This is a genomic window from Mycobacterium sp. (genome assembly GCF_032162605.1).
Taxonomy (GTDB): Bacteria; Actinomycetota; Actinomycetes; order Mycobacteriales; family Mycobacteriaceae; genus Mycobacterium.
In genome coordinates, this window is the sequence record NZ_JAVROT010000067.1 from 1 (window position 1) to 2,549 (window position 2,549).

Annotated in this window: 1 protein-coding gene and 2 pseudogenes; 1 reads left to right on the forward strand and 2 read right to left on the reverse strand. The window is 65.2% G+C overall.

The window, feature by feature from the left end:
• Window positions 1-922 precede the first annotated feature (922 nt).
• Together QOI01_RS03725 and QOI01_RS03730 are read right to left on the reverse strand one after the other, a co-directional pair.
• Window positions 923-1,167 (reverse strand): annotated as a pseudogene (locus tag QOI01_RS03725) (DUF6319 family protein); the annotation flags it as partial.
• A 332-nt stretch (window positions 1,168-1,499) separates the two neighbouring features.
• Complete coding sequence (locus QOI01_RS03730) at window positions 1,500-2,333, reverse strand: helix-turn-helix domain-containing protein (RefSeq protein WP_526378714.1); 834 nt, start codon at window positions 2,331-2,333, stop codon at window positions 1,500-1,502.
• Between the two features lie 19 nt (window positions 2,334-2,352).
• Between QOI01_RS03730 and QOI01_RS03735 the strand changes: the two are divergent.
• Window positions 2,353-2,549, forward strand: a pseudogene (locus QOI01_RS03735) (hypothetical protein); the annotation flags it as partial.

Sequence of the window (2,549 nt, forward strand, 5' to 3'; positions counted from 1 at the left end):
TCAACCGTGCAGCAGAGCCCGGGAAATGCCGAAATCGTCGCTACCCCCGGGGCAGCCGCGCAAGAGGCCGCCCAGAACCAACAGCCATTCGGCGGGGACTCGGGTGCCCTGCTATACCACCACCACCGCTGACAACGACCGCGCGCTTGGGGCAGGGAAGCTCTTACTCCCGCCCTGAGCGCCATGGTTTTGGGGCGCAAGGCAAGCCGGACGCTAACGACGTCGCCATACCGTTGGCTACCTAGGCGATTTTCTTGTAATTCGTCCCCACTCATCCTGATCGCCGATCCTGAGTGAGGGGGCGTCGCGGGCGACGGCCTACGTGGCCGTGACACGCGGCCGGTTCAACAACGAGGCGTCCCTCCACCAGCGATTCAGCAACGAGGCCGATCACGAAGCGCTGCACACGTCGCCAGCCCGGCCCTGCACCGGCTGCGGCGCAGGCAAATGCTCTGCGGCGCAATGCTTCCGGCAGATCATGGGCAACGGCGAGCGGCGCGCACGATGCACACCGAGGCCGGACGCACCGAGCGCCATCTGCTCCCCGAGGTCAGTGACGCGGCGGGCACGTTGGTGACGGATTGCGGGGAAATGGCGCATGACGCCCGAAAGCGGCCTCGATCGTCGGCGCACGGGGGCAGAGGATCCGAAATTACATTCCAATCGCCGCGGCCAGTCTCCGCAGGCAATTTGACCGGTGCTGGACGCAGTCGTCCTCATCTAGTCCCATGCCTTGGGAACAGATTAGGGAACGAAACGTGGTGAAGAGCGGTCGGACATTTGAGACGAAAAGTGCGGCTCAAACGCCGAAGTGACACTGAGCTACCAGGAAGGGCTGGGACCGGTTCGCTCATAACCCAGCGATAGCCGTCAGGTCGCGCAAAGCGGATCAGACGCGGGCTAGCGACTTGGTTCAGGGATCTCAGTCCAGGTCGGCGAGGGCCTTGCGGGCGGCTTCTAGTTCGGCTTCGAGGGCGGTGACCCTGGCGGCCTGCTGGGAGCGCGCCTCTTCGATGACCTCGTCGATCGGGGCGGAGAGGTCCTCGTGCAGTTCGTTGGCCGCCCGGAGACGGCGGCGGCCGCGACCGCGAGGTTGCAGGCCAGGTAGGTGGTGCCCTGCTCGAGCTCGGCGCGCCATTCGCCGTCGGCGGTACCGGCGACAGTCATCGGGGACCACCGGTCGGCGAGTGACTTCCAGCCGGTAGCCCATGCATGACAGAAGGCGGTCGAGTCGCTCGTCGCTCAGATCGACTTTCGCGGAAAGGAACTGGCTGATGCTGGGTTGGCGTACGCCGCTGAGGCGAGACAGTTCGGACTGCGCCCCGACTTGGACATGGCGCTCCAGCAAACCGATGTCGTCACCGCTGACACCCAATCTGACCATTCCGCTAGCTGGAATCTAGGGAGCGATCGCCGTCAGTGCTCAGTGCGCGGCTAGATCGGTCATGCTTCAGCCATAGGTTTGTGCAGGTTGACGTGAGCGAACGCGGGCCGGGGTGCTAACCGCTATCGTCCGCGCCGCGGAGGCGGTCCCGGAAGGTGGCCGGTGTTTCGCCTGTTTGGCGGCGGAAGAACTTGCCGAATGTGGCCGGGTCGGGCATGCCGATGCGCGCTGAGATCGCTGTGCTGGTGAGTTCGGTGTGCGCTAGCAGACGTTTGGCCTCCAAGAGTACCCGTTCCTGGATGATGCGTTTTGCCCCGTAGCCGGTGGCGACACGCGTTGTGCGGGTGAGGGTGCGCACGCTGTAGCCCAGTTGGCGGGCGTAATCCTCGACGCGGTGCGTGCGGGCGAAACCGTCTTCGACGGCATGTCGGAACGCCTCGAACGCCGCATCGGCAGGCTGGCTTGATGGGTGGGCGTGGTTGCCGATATGCAGGAGGAGGATCGATAGCACGTGGCGGAGGATTGCGAAGTGGATTGCGGCGGGGAGCTCGCTGGGGTTGCGGTATTCGCCGGCCAGCATTTCGGTCAACGGGAGCAGCGCGGGCGAGCGTAGCGGGTCCACGGACGCATCGGGCCGGTCGGCGTGTGCTGCTGATGCCGTGGCGTCATCGAGAAACCCGGGCGCAAAGAGCACGATGATTCCCTGGGACGTCTGGAGTTGGGGTCCGAATTGCAGTATCTGGCCGGGCTTCACCCAAATCAGATCGCCGTCGAGCAGTTGATGTTCGGTGAAGTCCACCGAGCAATCGAGCCGCCCGCCGCGCACCGCCACGAGGTGGTTCCCCGACACCACGACGAACCAAGAGCGCACAATTGATTCCAGTTCGCCAAACGGTGATTGACGACGAGCAGGACCGCGTTCAGCGGCGCATCGATGCTGCACGGGCATGACGTGGGAAGGAGGGGCGATGCGACCGACTACCTGGATCACCGGTGCCACGGGTGGGCCCCTTGGGGCTAACACCCGTTCCGAACTGCAGGGCAGCCGCGACGAGCTTGCTGCTCTTGCCGAGCAGCAAGGCGCCTTGCGGCGGGTGGCCATCCTGGTCGCACGCGCGGCAAGCCCTGCCGAGGTGTTCTCCGTGGTGGCCGAGGAGATGGCCCG

What these genes read in the sequence shown, in the direction of transcription:
- QOI01_RS03730 (WP_526378714.1), bottom strand. Translation starts at nt 2,333, where the DNA reads ATGCCCGTGCAGCATCGATGCGCCGCTGAACGCGGTCCTGCTCGTCGT.